This is a genomic window from Myxococcus dinghuensis, from assembly GCF_024198235.1.
GTDB classification, from domain to species: Bacteria; Myxococcota; Myxococcia; order Myxococcales; family Myxococcaceae; genus Myxococcus; species Myxococcus dinghuensis.
In genome coordinates this window covers 144,498-159,295 of the sequence record NZ_JAKCFB010000007.1, presented here as the reverse complement: position 1 = coordinate 159,295, position 14,798 = coordinate 144,498, and the positions used below count along the sequence as shown (strand labels likewise).

Genomic DNA, 14,798 nt, shown 5'->3' with positions numbered 1-14,798 from the left:
TCATGCCCATCAACGTATACGCCATCGCCACGCCTTTCGTCATCGCGTTGGCGCTGGGTGAGTTCGTGTACTGCGTGGCGCGGCGGAACGGCTACTACAGCTTCCAGGACTCCATCGCGAGCGTGGGCACCGCGGTCATCAACCAATGTGTCAACGTCGCGGTGGCCTTGCTTGTCTTACCGGTCTTCGACGAATTGGGGCGATTCTCCCTCACGAAGATCGACGCCACGTCGCCGCTCGGGCTGCTCGGGCTCTTCCTGGGCGTGGACTTCCTCTTCTATTGGTTCCACCGCTTCGGGCACCGGACCAACATCGGCTGGGCGGCGCACTCCCCGCACCACTCGACGGAGGAGCTCAACTACGCCGTGGCCCTGCGGGCCAGCGTGACGCAGCGGCTGTTCTCCTTCCTCTTCTACTGGCCGCTGGTCATCGTCGGCTTCGCGCCCGGGGCCGTGCTCGCCATGGTGGCCTTCCACCTGGTGCTGCAGTTCATCCCCCACACGCGCGTCATCCCCAAGCTGCCCCGCTGGGTCGAGTCCTGGCTGAACACGCCGTCCCACCACCGCGTGCACCACGCCCGCAACGACCTCTACATCGACAAGAACTACGCGGGCTTCCTCATCATCTGGGACCGGATGTTCGGCACGTTCCAGGAGGAGACGGAGGAGTGCTCGTACGGCGTCACCACGCCGCCGAACACGTGGGACCCGACCTTCATCAACTTCCAGTACTGGTCGAAGCTCGTCAGCGACGCCCTCCACACCCGAAGCGGGTGGGACCGGCTGCGCCTGTGGGTGATGCCCACCGGGTGGCGCCCCAAGGACCTGCCGCCGCGGCAGGAGACGGGCTGGAAGGAGACGGGCGCGGAGGTGAAGTTCCAGTCCACGGAGCTGCCCGGCATCCGCGGCTACCTCGTGTTCCAGATGCTCGCGTCCATGCCCTTCATGCTGCTGGTCAGCCACCACGCCTCGCCGCTGGTGGGCTGGCAGAAGCTGGTGCTCAGCGCGCTGTTCTGGGCCATGGCCACCGCGTGGGCCGGGATGCTGGAGTCCAAGCGCTGGGCCCTGGGGCTGGAGATTGCCCGCGTGCTCGGGATGGGGGGCGTGGTGACGCTGTGGCTGGTGCAGGCCCGCGCGCCCCAGGCCTGGAGCGCGCTCACCGCCGGCTGGCTCGCCGTCACGCTGGTGTGGCTGCGCGTCTCCCGCACGACGAGCCGGACCGCCGCGCCGCTGTCCCAGGCGGCGAGCTGATCACGGCTCCCAGCGTCCGGCGAAGGCCGTGGAGCGCCGCACGTTGACGGACAGCGCGCGGTGGACCTGCGCCTCCGGCGGGATGTCCACCGTGCCTCCTCCTGCCGGGAGGTCGAGGCGGTCGAAGTGGGTTCCCTCGAACCAGCGATGGGGCTGGAGGTCCACGACGAACCGGCCCGCGTCGTCCAGGTCCGCCTCCACCGGCACGAACTCCACCCGCTGGAGCGCCACCGGCGGTGGGAAGTCCAGCGCCACGCGGAAGGGAATCCGGAGGTCCTCCCGCGACGCCGTGCCCTCCAGCAGCACCGAGTGTCCTCCCAGCGGCGCGGCCTCCGACCCCAGCACCCGCGACGGCGGCTGGAGGAGCAGCGAGAAGGAGCGCGCCCGCCCCGCGATGCCCGGCGAACGCCCCAGGACCCGCGTGCCGCCCGCGTCCGCGAGCAGGTCGAACACCACCTCCCGGTCCCACTCGCCCAGCACGGTGCCGCCGGAGAAGAAGTCGCCATCGTGCGCGTGCGCGGTGGGCAGCAGCGCTCGCGCCAGCCGTCGGGGCCAGGCGCGCTCGCGGGCCTGCGGCTGGAGCGGCGAGGCGTTCTCGAAGAGGTAGATGGGGCCGAGCACCATCCATCCCGAGCCGAGGCGCACGCGCCACCCCGTGTCGGTGGAGAACGTGCCCACGTCCGCCTCGTCGGGGGCGAGGGCGGTGCGCAGCCCCATGTCGAACACGATGCTCCGGCCTCCGGTGCCGGACAGCCCGCACGCGGACAGGCCGCCGAGCAGGGAGGTCCCCAGCATCCCCAGCACGGCCCTGCGGGTGACACGCGACGCGGTCGTCATGGTGAATCCTCCTGGAGGTCGAGGTACACGGTGAGGGTGCCCCGGAAGGTCCGGGGGGCTCCGGCGGAGAAGTGACGCGTGGCCAGCAGCGAGGCGGGCGCGTCCGGGCCCCGGAAGTTGGAGACGTGGTTGAGCTCCGTCTCCCGCCAGCGCGTGTCGAGCAGGTTCTCCACCTCCACGCCCAGCTCCACCCAGTCCCAGCGCGCGCGGGTGGCCACGTCGAAGAGGAACACGGGGGCGCTGTAGCGGTTGAGCGGCAGGGGCCGGGGGCCGATGGCGCTGTGCCCCAGCGCCACGTTCCACCCCAGGCGCTGGCCCGACACCGTCACGGTGCCTCGCGCCGACGCGTCCACGCGCCCCAGCAGCGCGGGGATGTACGGCACCACCGTGCCGTCCCACACCCGCCAGGGCGAGGCCCCGGGGACGGGCAGCGTGGCCCGGGACCAGGCGAGCGACGCCTGCATGTCGAACCGCTCGGCCCACGTGAGTCGCGCCAGGGCGAAGGCGCCCAGCCGCTGCGATGCACCCACGGGTTGGTTGCGTCCCCGCTTCTCGTCGAAGACGTAGTCCTGCGACACCCGCGTGGCGAAGGCGGCCGCGCGCGCCTCCAGGGAGTACGGGCGCCCGTCGCCCTCCAGCCGCCAACCCACGCCCGTCTCGCCCGAGACGACGCGCGCGTAGGGCGCCAGCTCCGCGTCGGACAGGGCCGCCGCGTCGCTGGAGCGGGCGCCGAGCCCCGCGCTGGTGAGCCAGGTCCAGCGGGGAGACAGCCGCACCTCCGCGCTCGCGCGGGGGCTGGCGAAGAAGCCGTAGGCCTCCAGGGACTCCTCGGGGATGCGCGCCCCATCGCGGTCCACGGCGGGGCGGTTCAGGTCGTCCACGCCGAAGAGGAAGGCGTCCAGCCGTACGCCTCCGCGCAGCGTGAGCCAGGAGGTCGGCGCGACGCGCAGGGAGGAGAAGCCGCCGAGGTGGGTGGTGCGCACCTGGTTGTCGAAGAGCGTGGCGTAGGGCGCGCCCCCCGCGTCCCGCAGCCGACGCGAGCGCGTGCGCACGTCGTCGTGGCGGACCTCGTAGCCCAGCTCCAGCGGGCGCGACTGGCCCAGCAGCGAGAGGCCTGGGACGTAGCGACCACGCAGCCCCGCGGTGGTGCCCCGGTAGTAGCCCTCCGAGTCGTCGCCCCGCTGCGCGCCGCCGTCGGGCGGTGTGTCCTGGAGGAAGCCGGTGAAGTTGTCGCGGATGCGCGTCTGGCGGACCATCACGTAGCCCTGCTGCGTGAGGCGCCCCCCGCGCGACAGGCGCGTGTGCAGCTCCACGGACAGCAGGTGCCGCTGGCCGGCCCCGCCCTGGTTCGCGTCGTGGAAGCAGAAGAACTGTGAGTCCGCGTCCGGGGCGCAGGGCAGCCGGGCGTTCACCACGTCCGTCTCGCGGATGACGCCCGCCGAGGAGAAGCGGCCCCCGTAGCCGGCGCCGAACAGGCGCACGCGCGTCGCGTCTCCCAGCCGCAGCTCCACCTGGGCCATCACTCCCGCGTTGGCGTAGGCGCGATTGGGTCCGAAGCCGTGCCCCTGGCGGAGCAGGAGGCCCACGAAGGTGGCGTCGCTCGAGTCGGGTGGGCCCCACACCAGGGACAGGCGACGGGACGCGAAGCTGCCGGAGCCGACGGACGCGGTGAGTCCGCGCCGCGCGAGGCCCAGCTCGTACTCCACCGTCCCCGCGACGCCGAAGTCACCCTGGGCCGGGTCGAAGGGCCCCTCGGTGACGCGCAGCGCCCGCACCAGCTCCGGGATGATGAAGTAGGTGTCCGCGTAGCCGTGACCGTGTGAGTGGGAGACCTCGTTGAGCGGCACGCCGTTGAGGCGCAGCTCCACGTCCTTGCCCTCCCCCGCGTCGAAGCCCCGGATGAAGATGGTCTCCGCGTGCCCCTCTCCGCCGTGATTCGCGAGCATCACCCCGGGCGCGAGCAACATCAGGTCCGACGCGGAGTTGCGCGGCACGTCGGCGAGCTGCCCCACCTCGATGTGGAAGTCCCCCACCGCGACCGGCGGCGGCGCCTGCGCGGTGCCCCGCACCGTCGTGGCGAACACCCGAGCCTCCACGGGTACGTCGCCCTCTCCAGATGGAGCGGCGCCTACCGCGAGTGACGGGCCCTCCCCGGTCATCGCCTCGCGTGGTGACGACTCCACCGCCCCTGCCGACACAGGCGCCGCATCGTGCCCCCGCAGTGACGGCCCCTCCCCAGTCATCCCCTCGCGTGGTGACGACTCCACCACCCGCGCCGACACCGTCGGCGTGAAGGTGACGGGGACATCCACCTGCACGGCGAGCGGCACGCCCCCCTGGGTCGCGGGCTGGAAGCGCCAACGGACCGCCGCCGCCATCGCCGCCCGGTCCAGCAGTCGCCCCGCCGACTCGCGCACCTCCACCCGCTCCACCTCGCCCACCGCGTCGATCGTCAGCCGCACCACGACCGTCTCGGCCTCCCGCGACGCACGCGCCTCCGACGGCCTCACCGGCGCCACCATCTCCAGCGGCGCGGGCGGGACGATGGGCGCCTCGGCCAGGGCCAGGAGCCCCCAGGCCATCAACATCGGAATCCACACGGTGCACACCCCTCCTCGGGTCGCGGCGCGCCCGGCGTCCAGGACACCCCGCGCGCCCTCCGGATAACCGTCGCCGCCTTGAAACGCAACTTGGTTGCATATACACCTCAGCATCATGAACGACAATCGATGCAAGGGAATGCGAGGGCTCCGCGTGGCCCTGGTGGTGCTGGGGCTCGCCGGGGGCGGTTGCGACCCGACGGCGCTGGGCGACGTGACGGTGACGATGAGTGGAGGTGACGGCACCCAGCGGGGCCTGCCGGACACCGTCTTCGAGGACGGCTGGTCCATCCAGTTCACGAAGTACCTGGTGTCGCTCGGAGACGTCACCGTCACCTCGGCTTCGGGCGAGGTGCAGCGCAGCCCCCGGCACGTGCTGGTCGACGTGCAGAAGGGGGATGTCCCGCTGACCGAGCTGCGGGGGCTGTCCGCCGGGAGATGGGACGTGGGCTTCCACGTGTCCCCGCCCACGGAGGGCACGGAGCTGGCGGACGGGCAGGTCTCCCCGGAGGACCTGGCGCGCATGCGCGAGCGCGGCTTCAGCTACTGGGTGGAGGGGCGCGCGGTGAAGGCGGGAGCCGGCGTGCTCACCTTCCAGATGGGCTTCCCGGTCGACGTGCGCATGGTGGACTGCATCAACGGCGTGGACGGCACGCAGGGCATCATCGTCCCGGAGTCCTCCACCGCGCGGGCGGAGGTCACCATCCACGCCGAGCACATGTTCTACGACCGGCTGGGCACCCACCAGGGCGTGAAGCTGCGCTTCGACGCCATCGCCGCCACCGCCAGCCCGGAGGGCCTCATCGTCCCCGAAGGCCTGTCATCCCAGCAGCTCACCGACCTGCGGGACCGCGAGGGCCAGGAGCTGCGGGACGCGAAGGGCCAGCCCGTGGTGTACCTGCCCGGCGCACACGACGTCCGGACGCTCCAGGAGTTCGTCACCCAGAGCATCGTCGATCAAGCCCACCTCAACGGCGGAGGGGTTTGCACGGTCGCCAAATGAGAGGGCCGACTCCCGGGCGACCCCCCATCCATGGATTTGGCCCGACCGGCGTCGCTAAGGAACATCCATGGACGCGCCCCAACACCTGCAAGCCCGCATGGCCCTCTGCCGCCCCGAACACCAGGTGCTCACCCTGTTCATGCAGAGCCTCCACGACACCATCGCGAAGCGGACGGGGCGCGCGGTCACCTCCGCGCCCGCCGCCGGACGCGGGGCGCCCACCCACCACACCGCGCTGGAGTACCTGCGGCTGCTCCATGCGGGCGCCAGCACGCTCGCGTCGCTCCTGGGCCAGAGCTACGCGTCCGCGGTGGAGCAGCTCTCCTTCGCCGCCGCGGAGCCCATCTACTCCGCGCCGGTGGGCGCCATGGTGATGGCCATCACCGGCGAGGACCCGCACCGCGGCCTCGCCGTCGCCTCCGGCTTCGCGGAGGCCACCAGCACCTTCGGCGAGCGGGACTACGAGCGCCTCGACGACACCCGCGCCCGGCTGCGCTTCCGCGACGAGCTGTTCGGGCCCGCATGGACTCGCGGCATGATGCGGCGGGGACTGGTGCGGACGAGCCCGGGGCGGCGCTTCCACGTGGAGCTGGAGTCCGGCGAAGCCCCCTTCAAGGACTTCACGCTCCTCGTCCACTGGTAGCCCCCGGGCACCTCCGGGGCGGGGACGAACACCCCGCCCCGTCCGGCTCAGGCCTTGGGCGCTTCCTTCTCCTTGTTGCGGCGCTCCTCGACCTCCTTCTTCACCTGCTCCATGTCGAGCGCGCGCACCTGGCGCACCAGGTCCTCCAGCGCCGCCGCGGGCAGCGCGCCGGCCTGCTCGAACAGCAGGATGCCGTCACGGAACACCATCAACGTGGGGATGGAGCGGATCTCGAACGCGCCGGACAGCTCCGGCTGCGCCTCCGTGTCGATCTTCCCGAAGACGATGTCCGGGTGCTTGTTCGAGGCCGTCTCGAACGTGGGCGCGAACATGCGGCAAGGCCCGCACCACGCCGCCCACCAGTCGAGGATGACGATGCCATCCTTGCCGACCGTTTCCTTGAAGTTGTCCTTGGTGATTTCCACCGTCGCCATGACGGAACCTCGTTTCTCTCCGCCCCAGGCGGAGCGTGACTTCAGCGGACCGCGAGCAGCTCCACCTCGAACAGCAGCGTGGAGTTCGGCGGAATCACGGGCGGGAAGCCGCGCGAGCCGTAGCCCATCTCCGGAGGGATGGTGAGCTTGCGCACGCCGCCCACCTTCATGCCGGCGACGCCCTGGTCCCACCCCTGGATGACCTGGCCCGCGCCGAGCCGGAAGGTGAAGCCCTCTCCCCGGTCGCGGCTGCTGTCGAACTTGGAGCCGCTGGTCAGCGTCCCCACGTAGTGCACCGTGACCGACTTGCCGGCCGTGGCCTCCGCGCCAGCTCCCACCTTCACGTCTTCGACCTTCAGGCTCATTCCCGCTCCTGTCCCAGAAGAAGGTTTCACATTAACCCGCGACCCCGCCTGGCGCCGCACAGGAAAGCGGGATGGCGCGGGCCCGTTGGCTACCGGGCACCGCGCCACCCCGTCATGCCCCTTCAGGGGGCTTCACTTCTGGTGAATCAGAACGTACCACCCACGCTGACGGTGCCCTGGTAGCTACCACCCCCGGACACGTTCTCCGTGCCGGGCGTGATGCCCGGAGCGAAGTCCTTGTCGAAGAGGAAGTTGTAGTTGGCGCGCGCGTCCACCGTGAAGTGACCGACGTACCCGCGCACACCCAGGCCGGCCGGCACGTTGCCCACCGTGTCGTCCCGGTAACCCAGCGCCTCGCCGTGGCGGAAGTTGTAGTTGCTGATGCCGATGCCGCCCAGGATGTACGGCTGGACCGCCGTCGGCGTCAGACCCACCGTCAGCACCGCCTGACCGCCGTTGCGGACCAGGTCCGGGCTGTCACCCACCACGTCGCCACGCTTGGCGTCGATGTTGTTGAGCGCGCCCGTGTAGCCCACCTCGAGCCCCAACTGGCGGGTCGGCTTGAACGACGCCGTCACGCCGGCCGTGGGACCGGGGTTGAGCTGCGGCGCCAGCGCGCCGGTGTAGCCCTCGATACCGCCACCAATCGTCACGGTGAGGCCCTTGGTCTTGTTCTTCTCCTTCTTCTTCACCTCGAGCGGCTCCACCTGCTCGGAGGCGGGCCGGAAGTCGTTGGACGGCGCGGAGACGCCGCTACCACCGAAGGCCTGCGTGTCCTGCGTCGGGTACGACTCGGACGACTTGTTGCTCCCGGGCGTGGCCTCCGGGCGCGGCTGCGGCCCGGACTGCGACGGAGACGGAGGCGGAGGCGGCGTCAACGGCTGCTGCTCCATGCCACTGCCGCCGGTGCCGCTGCCGCCGGTGCCGCTGCCGCCGGTGCCCTGCCCGCCGGACTCACTCGGCTGGCAGCGCAGCGGCATGTTCAGGTAGACCTCGCCCTGGGGCGTGCCGCCCTGGGACGTGGAGCCTTCCTGCCCCACCGCGCCGCTGCCGCCCGTGCCCGAGTCGTCCGACATGGAGCTGTCGGGCACCGGCTGCGTTTCGATGATGAGGTCATTCTCCTGGTAGTCGTTCCCACTAGGAGAGGTATCGGACTGCGCCAGCAGCACGCCCTCTCCCACCTTCTCCGCGCCCGCCCGGGGTGGGGGGCAATCACCATCGGCCGCGAGGCCGGAGGTGCCGTAGAAGAACGCCCCGATGGCGCCAGCCAGAATCTTCGCTTTCATTCCAACCCTCCTCGTCGAGTGGCTGACATGAAGGTTGTTTCCGGCGCGACATCCGGCAAGGCACACCAGGGCGAGGATCACCCCTCCTTGGATGTCTGCTCAGCAAGCGAGCGGACGTGGCATCCGACCGACAACGGTTGCGCGTGGCGGCGTCAGACGCCGCCGCGCATCCACTCGGAGCCGGTGACCACGGGCAGTTGGAGCGCGCGCTCGCGGTCCAGGTCCAGGTTGCCGATGTGCAGCGCGAGCGGCGACTGCACCCACTTGTAGATGGACTGCTGGAACAGGCGCACGAACTTGTCCACGTACGCGCCCAGCCGCGCGGGCTCCACCTCCGGGAACATGGAGGTCAGCGCCTTCACCATCTCCGCGGGGGTGAGCTTCTCGCCCGCATGGAGGTAGAAGCACGCGTCGAGGATGGGGAAGGGCATCAGCTCCTCCTCTCCCACCTGGTTGTGCGCCAGCTCCGGGCCCGCGGGCTTGGCGAGCACCTTGCGGATGCCCTCGTAGCCCGTCGTGTCCTGGAGGTAGTCCAGGAGGTACATCACCACCGTCTTGGGCACGTTGGCGATGACGGCCAGCGCGCCCATCAGGTCCCCGCCGATGGTGGTGTAGCCCACGGACTTCTCGCTCATGTTGCCGGTCTGGAGGAACAGGCCGCCGCAGGAGTTGCTCCAGTTCCACATGCGCTGGGCGCGCAGGCGGGCCTGGATGTTCTGCTCGGTGATGGGCGTGACGGGGGCGTCGCCGAGCATCGCCTGGGCCACGGCGCGCTCGCGCTCGAAGGCCTCGTCGATGGAGACGACCTGGAAGGGCACGCCCAGCTCGCGGGCGATGGTCTCCGCCGCGTCGCGGGTGGAGTCGCTCGAGTAGCGGCTGGGCATGTAGAAGGCCCGGAGCAGCGAGCCCGGGTCCTCCGGCCGCGCGCGCTTCGCGTAGCGATGCGCGATGAGCAGCGTCAACAGCGAGTCGCGTCCGCCGGACAGGGCGATGCCCAGCACCTTGAAGGCGCGCGTCTTCTCGAAGTAGTCGCCCACGCCCAGCGAGAGCGCGTCGAGGAGGTCCTCGCACAGGGCCTCGCGCGCCGGGCGGCGCGTGTCGGGCGCGGGCAGGAAGAAGCTGCGGTGGGCGGGCACCGGATAGGTGAGCGCCTCGCGCCGCGTGGTCACCGCGCCGGTGCAGTCCAGCTCCGGGGTGCCCTTGCCACCCCGGGTCAGCCAGTCCTCGCGGTCCACGCGCCAGGTGGTCGCCTCGCCGCGCAGGCGCAGCGTGCGGTCCAGGTCCACCACCGCCGCCGCGAAGCCCTCCTGGAAGCGCGGCGTCTCCATGACGTGGCGCCCGTTCTGGTTGAGGAAGCCGCCGCCGTCGAAGATGAGGCCGTCGTTGCTGCCCACCGCGTTGCAGTAGGCGATGGTGCACTGGTGGTCCGCCGCGCGCGTGGCGATGAGCTCGCGGCGCGTCTCCACGAAGCCCAGGCGGAAGGGGGACGCGGACAGGTTGATGACCAGCTCCGCGCCGGAGTACGTGCGCCGGCGCATGGGGCCGTCCGCGCTCCAGATGTCCTCGCACACCTCCGGCGCCAGCACGCCGAAGTCGAAGCGGAAGAGGTAGTCCCCCAGCGGCACGCCCCGGTGCACCTCCGCCATGCCCGGCCGGCCCCGGCCGAAGGTGCGCGCCTCGTAGAAGACGCTGTAGGTGGGCAGCTTCTCCTTGGGCACGAGCCCGAGGATGCGCCCGCCGGCCACCACCGCCGCGCAGTTGAGCCGCTGGCCCTGGAGCGCCACGCCCACGCCCACCAGGAACACGCAGGGGAGCGCCGCGGTCTCCCGCGCGAAGCGCTCCAGCTCCGGCCACTGCCGGTCGATGAAGCCCTGCCACTGGACCATGTCCTCGGCGGGGTAGCCGGCGATGAGCTGCTCCTGGAAGACGCCCACGGTGACGCCGTCGTCCGCCATGCGCCTGGCCAGGGTCAGCGCCTTGTCCGTGTTGCGGACGAAGGCCCCCACCGTGGTGTTGACGCTGGCGATGCCGACTTTCACGAGCCGCATGTTGCTCCACTCCCTCTGGGTCGGACGCGCGGGCGTCCGGAGCCGGTCCGGCGCCCAGCAATGCCCGGCCCGGCGCGCAAGGCAAGGGCCTCGACGCGCGCGTGCCTCAGTTCAGCGGACCGGAGGGCCGCACCGGCTGGAGCCGGCCGATGAGCTCCCCCACGTCCTCCAGCACCGCGTCCAGCCGGCGCTTCACGTCCAGCTCCACCAGCAGCGCCTGGCGCCGCTCCGCCTCCGGGACGATGGCCGAGGCCACCACGTCCGCCAGCATGCCCCCCGTCGCGCGCGCGGCCACCGGCAGCAGGTTCTCCGCGAAGGTGGGCGGCACCCGCCCGGCCAGCTCGAAGACGGCCTGCCGCAGCCGCTCCTCCTCCGGCCCCTGGTAGGGCGCGTCCGGCAGCACCTGGGCGCGCACCTCGCGGTAGGCCTTGTCCCCGGGCAGCTCCGACAGCATCCGGATGCGGGTGATGCCCTGGAGGAGGATGTTGAAGCGGCCGTCCTCCACTTCCTCGTCCCAGGCGATGACGCCCGCGCACATCATCGTCTGCATCGGCGGACGCCCGTCGTAACGCCCCTCCCATCCGTCCTCCAACTGGGCCAGCGCGATGACGCGGTCCCCCGCGAGCGCGTCACGCACCATGGCCCGGTAGCGCGGCTCGAAGATGTGGAGGGGGATGACGGTGTGGGGGAAGAGCACCGCCGACGGCAGCGGGAAGACCTTCAGCGCGCTCGCGGCGCGCTCGACGCGTTCTTGGGCGGTCATCTCGGGCATCCTTCCTGGAGTTGTAAGCCCGCCGGGCCCCGGACGCACCGGAACCGTCCCCCCGACGCGCCCCCCTGCGACCAGCCCACCCAACCCGCTGGATTCGCAGGGACTTTTCCCGGAGGTGCCGGTGCTCGCTACCCGCCGCGCGGGCGCCTGCCGCCCGCATCCCAGGCGCGCAGCGCCACCTCCACCAGCCCGAGCAGCTGCGCCTCGGTGGCGCCGTCCTGCGCCTGCACGGACATCCCCTGGACGATGGCGCCCACGAAGCGCGCCAGGCCCTCCGCGTCCGTGCCCCGGGGCAGCTCTCCCTCCTGGATGCCCCGGGCGATGCGCGCCTCCAGCCGCTGGAGCGACTCGCCGCGCAGCCCGGAGACCCGCTCGGCGACCGGCTGGTTCTCCTCCGCGCAGCGCAGCACCGCCGTGGCGACCATGCAGCCCGCCGTCTGCCTGCGTCGGGTGAACTGCCGCGCGGCCCCTCGGAGCATCCGCTCGACCGCCCCCCTCGCCGTGGGCTCCTCCATCAGCGCCCGGGTGGTGTCGGCGCCATGCTCGGCCTGGTAGCGCTCCAACACCCGCTCGTAGAGCCCGGCCTTGGAGCCGAACGCGCCATACAGGCTGGGCGGGGTGATGCCCATCGCCCGCGTGAGGTCCGCCACCGACGCGCCCTCGTACCCCAGCCGCCAGAACACCTCCAGCGCCCGGTCCAGGGCCTTCGTCTCGTCGAACTCCCGGGGCCTCCCGCGAGGACGCGGCTGGGGGGTGGCGGTCTTTTTCATAGCGGTCACTCTTGAAATCGCGGTGGGTGGTCCCTATTTACGTAGCGCTCATTACGTAAACAGGAGTCACCCCCCATGCATTCTGCCATCGTCGCCCTGCTGGTGGCCGCAGGTGTTGGAAGCACCCCCGTCGCGTCCTCCCCTCCCCCCACACTCCCGGAGAAGCTGGACCCGGTCATCGACCGGGCGCTCGCGCAGGAGCGCATCGTCGGGACGGTGGTGGTCGTCGTCCAGGACGGGAAGGTCGTCTACCGCCGCGCCGCGGGGCGCTCGGACCGGGAGGAGGCGAAGCCCATGCGGGAGGACGCCGTCTTCCGGCTGGCGTCGATGACCAAGCCGCTGGTGTCCGTGGCCGCGCTCGCCCTGGTGGACCAGGGGACGCTGTCGCTGGAGGACCCCGTCACGAAGTGGCTGCCCGACTTCCGCCCCAGGCTCGCTGACGGTCGCGAGCCCGTCATCACCGTGCGGCACCTGCTCACGCACACCTCGGGCCTGACGTATGGCTTCAAGGAGACCACCGTCGACGGCCCGTACCGACGCGCCGGCGTCTCGGACGGCATGGACGCCACGCCCGGGTTGACGCTGGAGGAGAACCTGCGCCGCATCGCCTCCGTGCCGCTGTCGAACGAGCCGGGCACCGCGTTCAACTACTCCGTCTCCACGGACGTGCTCGGCGCGGTCGTCGCCAAGGCGGGGGGCGCGTCCCTGCCGGAGGTCGTCTCCCGTCTCGTCACCGGGCCGCTGGGGCTGAGGGACACGGGCTTCACCGTGGGCGACGTCTCGCGGCTCGCCACGCCGTACGCGGACGGCAAGCCCCGGCCGGTGCGCATGGGCGAGGCGCAGGAGGTGCCGCTGTGGGGCGGCGTGGTCCACTTCGCGCCGGGACGCGCGCTGGACCCCACGGCCTTCCCCTCGGGGGGCGCGGGCATGGTGGGCACGGCGGAGGACTACGTGAAGCTCCTCGAGACGGTGCGCCTGGGGGGCGCGCCAGTGCTGAAGGCGGCCACCACGCGCCAGCTCGTCGAGGACGGCTTCGCGGCGAAGAAGCTGCAGGGCAGCGCCCCGGGCTGGGGCTGGGGCCTGGGCTCCTCCGTGCTCGTGGACCCGGTGAAGGCCCGGACGCCGCAGTCCGTGGGGACGCTCCAGTGGGGTGGCGCCTACGGCCACAACTGGTTCGTGGACCCGAAGCAGCGGCTCACCGTCGTGGCCCTCACCAACACCGCGTTCGAGGGCATGTCGGGCGCGTTCGTCACCGAGGTGCGGGACGCCATCTACGCGGGGCTCGGCAAGGCGCCCTCGGTGAAGGCCCCGGCGACGAAGGCGCGCGCCAAGGGCACGGAGCGCGGCGTCGCCCAGCCGCGCCCGTGAGTCGCGGGCTCGCGCCTCAGCTTCGCTTCACCCAGGTCGCGAAGCGCTCGTCGAGCACCGGGGTCGCCTGGTCCACGGCGGCCCAGGTGTCCTCGTCCAGCACGACCTCGTCATGGCCCCGCGGGCCCGTGCGCAAGCCGAAGACGCGGGCCAGGTCGTCGCGGATGTAGACGCCCTCCAGGCGGTGGAACCAGGCGTAGGCGAACGCGCGCAGCCCCGGGAGGTCCCGCAGGTGCGCGTCCCAGAGTCCTCGCGGGAGCACGGCGTCCACGAGCGCCGAGCCCTGGACCTCGCGACGCTGGAGCTGCGCCAGCAGGGGCGCGGGCGCCGCGAGCCGCTCCGTGTCGAGCAGCCCCCGGAGCGCGCACCACGCGACGAAGAGGCCCGCGTCCACGCGCCGGGTCGTCAGCTCCCGCGCCGCGTCGATGAGCAGCCGGAGCCGGGGGCCCTTCGCGGAGGACTCCGCCATCAGGACGATGCGGGCCTCGGCGTCCAGGACCCGCGTCCACTTCGGTGAATCGTCCTCGGGATTCCACGGCGCATCGGGCTCGCCGAGCACCGCGCGCATCTGCTCCGCCGTCATCTTCCGCGTGAGGCCCTGGGGCAGGTCCGCCTCCGCGAACTTCTCGCCCAGCCAGACGACCGAGAGGTAGGGCACGAAGGCGCGGCGCGTCTTCGCGATGGGCGGATAGCGCTCGTCGAGCACGTCGTGGGAGAAGAGCATCTCGATGCCCTGCGGCTTGGCGACGACGTGGGCGGAGTCGTTCACGTCGGACGTCGAGGCGGGCACCTTCTTGCCGAGCGTCTCCGTCACGTACGCCACCACCTCGGCGTCGTCGGCCCTGCGCCCCATCAGCCGGGCGAGCGCGCGCAGCCCCGGGGGCAGCGCCGAAATCGCCGCGCTCTCGGGCCGGGCGGCGGGCGTGGGCTCGGCCTCGGGCGTCTCCCCGGAGAGGTACACGTTGAAGTCCACCGGGCGCTTCACCTTGGGCGCGGAGACCTTCTTCTCCTTCAGCCACTTCGCGAGCGCCTCGCGCGCGTCGTCCTCTCCCTCGTCGAGGTCCCCCAGCTCCGTCTCGCCCTTGGACAGCGCGAGCAGGAACTCCTCCAGGCTGGAGGCGACGGTGCGCGTCTCGCCCTCGGAGCCGAGCAGCACCACCGCCAGGGGCGCCTTCGCGTCGGAGCGCAGCAACGCGAGCAGCGAGCCATCCGGCAGGGACAGGAAGCTGAAGGCGTCGCGCTGGAGTCGCTCTGCGACCTCCGGGGACCACTCGCGGGGAACCTCGGTGGCGATGAGTTCGAAGTAGCCGAGCGCCCCGTAGGTCTGGGTCTCCAGCCACTTGCCGAAGTCGACCAGGAGCGGAGGGAGCGAGTGCGCGGAGGGGACGGTGTCGAGTCGGGCGGTGTATCGAGCCATGGAGC

The 14,798-nt window shown here is 71.8% G+C and carries 13 protein-coding genes; 4 read left to right on the top strand and 9 right to left on the bottom strand.

Features of this window, described 5'->3' with window-relative positions:
• Positions 1 to 2: 2 nt before the first annotated feature.
• Entirely contained in the window at positions 3 to 1,250 is a 1,248-nt protein-coding gene (locus LZ198_RS12790; RefSeq protein ID WP_253972210.1) for a sterol desaturase family protein, read from the top strand.
• Here LZ198_RS12790 and LZ198_RS12785 read toward each other — a convergent pair whose 3' ends face one another.
• A complete protein-coding gene (locus LZ198_RS12785) occupies positions 1,251 to 2,087 on the bottom strand; it encodes a hypothetical protein (protein ID WP_253972209.1) in 837 nt (278 codons plus the stop codon).
• Positions 2,084 to 4,609: a TonB family protein gene (locus tag LZ198_RS12780; RefSeq protein ID WP_407667423.1), complete on the bottom strand. Its 2,526-nt coding sequence runs from the start codon at positions 4,607 to 4,609 to the stop codon at positions 2,084 to 2,086. Before LZ198_RS12780 ends, LZ198_RS12785 begins: the two co-directional genes overlap by 4 nt.
• A 217-nt stretch (positions 4,610 to 4,826) precedes the next feature.
• Here LZ198_RS12780 and LZ198_RS12775 point away from each other — a divergent pair, with 217 nt between their 5' ends.
• Positions 4,827 to 5,690, top strand: coding sequence for a hypothetical protein (locus LZ198_RS12775; protein WP_253972208.1), 864 nt, complete (start codon positions 4,827 to 4,829; stop codon positions 5,688 to 5,690).
• A 67-nt stretch (positions 5,691 to 5,757) separates the two neighbouring features.
• Positions 5,758 to 6,333, top strand: coding sequence for a DUF2378 family protein (locus LZ198_RS12770; RefSeq protein WP_253972207.1), 576 nt, complete (start codon positions 5,758 to 5,760; stop codon positions 6,331 to 6,333).
• Positions 6,334 to 6,380: 47 nt separating this feature from the next.
• Here the strand turns inward: LZ198_RS12770 and trxA are convergent, their stop codons facing one another.
• The 6 genes from trxA to LZ198_RS43200 all read right to left on the bottom strand — a co-directional run bounded on the left by trxA (position 6,381) and on the right by LZ198_RS43200 (position 12,008).
• Positions 6,381 to 6,767, bottom strand: coding sequence for a thioredoxin (trxA, locus tag LZ198_RS12765; RefSeq protein ID WP_253972206.1), 387 nt, complete (start codon positions 6,765 to 6,767; stop codon positions 6,381 to 6,383).
• A 41-nt stretch (positions 6,768 to 6,808) separates the two neighbouring features.
• The gene (locus LZ198_RS12760) at positions 6,809 to 7,132 is read right to left on the bottom strand and encodes an FKBP-type peptidyl-prolyl cis-trans isomerase (protein ID WP_253972205.1); all 324 of its coding nucleotides are present in this window, start codon (positions 7,130 to 7,132) and stop codon (positions 6,809 to 6,811) included.
• A gap of 146 nt (positions 7,133 to 7,278) precedes the next feature.
• Complete coding sequence (locus tag LZ198_RS12755; protein WP_253972204.1) at positions 7,279 to 8,418, bottom strand: hypothetical protein; 1,140 nt, start codon at positions 8,416 to 8,418, stop codon at positions 7,279 to 7,281.
• A 152-nt stretch (positions 8,419 to 8,570) separates the two neighbouring features.
• Entirely contained in the window at positions 8,571 to 10,466 is a 1,896-nt protein-coding gene (gene nadE / locus LZ198_RS12750) for an NAD(+) synthase (protein ID WP_253972203.1), read from the bottom strand.
• A 106-nt stretch (positions 10,467 to 10,572) separates the two neighbouring features.
• Positions 10,573 to 11,229: an LON peptidase substrate-binding domain-containing protein gene (locus LZ198_RS12745; RefSeq protein ID WP_253972202.1), complete on the bottom strand. Its 657-nt coding sequence runs from the start codon at positions 11,227 to 11,229 to the stop codon at positions 10,573 to 10,575.
• A 137-nt stretch (positions 11,230 to 11,366) separates the two neighbouring features.
• Positions 11,367 to 12,008: a TetR/AcrR family transcriptional regulator gene (locus LZ198_RS43200; RefSeq protein WP_267145467.1), complete on the bottom strand. Its 642-nt coding sequence runs from the start codon at positions 12,006 to 12,008 to the stop codon at positions 11,367 to 11,369.
• Positions 12,009 to 12,083: 75 nt separating this feature from the next.
• On the opposite strand from LZ198_RS43200, the gene LZ198_RS12735 reads away from it, so the two are divergent.
• Positions 12,084 to 13,376 carry a serine hydrolase domain-containing protein gene (locus LZ198_RS12735; RefSeq protein ID WP_253972201.1) on the top strand — a complete coding sequence of 431 codons (1,293 nt, stop codon included), beginning with the start codon at positions 12,084 to 12,086 and terminating at the stop codon, positions 13,374 to 13,376.
• Positions 13,377 to 13,392: 16 nt separating this feature from the next.
• On the opposite strand, the gene LZ198_RS12730 is transcribed toward LZ198_RS12735, so the two are convergent.
• Complete coding sequence (locus LZ198_RS12730; RefSeq protein ID WP_253972200.1) at positions 13,393 to 14,793, bottom strand: hypothetical protein; 1,401 nt, start codon at positions 14,791 to 14,793, stop codon at positions 13,393 to 13,395.
• Positions 14,794 to 14,798: the final 5 nt, after the last annotated feature.

What these genes read in the sequence shown, in the direction of transcription:
- LZ198_RS12790 (WP_253972210.1), top strand. Translation starts at nt 3, where the DNA reads ATGCCCATCAACGTATACGCCATCGCCACGCCTTTCGTCATCGCGTTG.
- nadE (WP_253972203.1), bottom strand. Translation starts at nt 10,466, where the DNA reads ATGCGGCTCGTGAAAGTCGGCATCGCCAGCGTCAACACCACGGTGGGG.
- LZ198_RS12785 (WP_253972209.1), bottom strand. Translation starts at nt 2,087, where the DNA reads ATGACGACCGCGTCGCGTGTCACCCGCAGGGCCGTGCTGGGGATGCTG.
- LZ198_RS12745 (WP_253972202.1), bottom strand. Translation starts at nt 11,229, where the DNA reads ATGACCGCCCAAGAACGCGTCGAGCGCGCCGCGAGCGCGCTGAAGGTC.
- LZ198_RS12770 (WP_253972207.1), top strand. Translation starts at nt 5,758, where the DNA reads ATGGACGCGCCCCAACACCTGCAAGCCCGCATGGCCCTCTGCCGCCCC.
- LZ198_RS12755 (WP_253972204.1), bottom strand. Translation starts at nt 8,418, where the DNA reads ATGAAAGCGAAGATTCTGGCTGGCGCCATCGGGGCGTTCTTCTACGGC.
- trxA (WP_253972206.1), bottom strand. Translation starts at nt 6,767, where the DNA reads ATGGCGACGGTGGAAATCACCAAGGACAACTTCAAGGAAACGGTCGGC.
- LZ198_RS12775 (WP_253972208.1), top strand. Translation starts at nt 4,827, where the DNA reads ATGCGAGGGCTCCGCGTGGCCCTGGTGGTGCTGGGGCTCGCCGGGGGC.
- LZ198_RS12780 (WP_407667423.1), bottom strand. Translation starts at nt 4,609, where the DNA reads ATGGTGGCGCCGGTGAGGCCGTCGGAGGCGCGTGCGTCGCGGGAGGCC.
- LZ198_RS43200 (WP_267145467.1), bottom strand. Translation starts at nt 12,008, where the DNA reads ATGAAAAAGACCGCCACCCCCCAGCCGCGTCCTCGCGGGAGGCCCCGG.
- LZ198_RS12735 (WP_253972201.1), top strand. Translation starts at nt 12,084, where the DNA reads ATGCATTCTGCCATCGTCGCCCTGCTGGTGGCCGCAGGTGTTGGAAGC.
- LZ198_RS12760 (WP_253972205.1), bottom strand. Translation starts at nt 7,132, where the DNA reads ATGAGCCTGAAGGTCGAAGACGTGAAGGTGGGAGCTGGCGCGGAGGCC.
- LZ198_RS12730 (WP_253972200.1), bottom strand. Translation starts at nt 14,793, where the DNA reads ATGGCTCGATACACCGCCCGACTCGACACCGTCCCCTCCGCGCACTCG.